Annotated in this window: 1 pseudogene; it reads right to left on the bottom strand. The window is 39.4% G+C overall.

Annotation, left to right across the window (positions count from 1 at the left end):
- Window positions 1-30: 30 nt before the first annotated feature.
- Window positions 31-213, bottom strand: a pseudogene (locus tag V6252_RS13485) (LysR substrate-binding domain-containing protein); the annotation flags it as partial.

Below are 213 nucleotides of genomic sequence, written 5' to 3'. Positions count from 1 at the left end.
ATAAATACCTATTGGCTTATGAGTTTCTTGCTAGCAGTAAGGCGAACGCTTTATTTCTTCGGCAAGAAAATCAATTAACTTTCTTTGTAGTGGTGTCACCTGCTTTCGATTGGCATAAACTACATATACACGCAAGGTTTTGGGTTTCCATTCAGGCAATAACTCAATAAGATGTCCAGATGGAATCAAAGATTTGACTGCGCCAGATGGCTG

The sequence above is a fragment of the Psychrobacter proteolyticus genome, from assembly GCF_038155145.1.
Taxonomy (GTDB): domain Bacteria; phylum Pseudomonadota; class Gammaproteobacteria; order Pseudomonadales; family Moraxellaceae; genus Psychrobacter; species Psychrobacter proteolyticus_B.
This window is presented reverse-complemented; position numbering and strand designations above follow the sequence as displayed.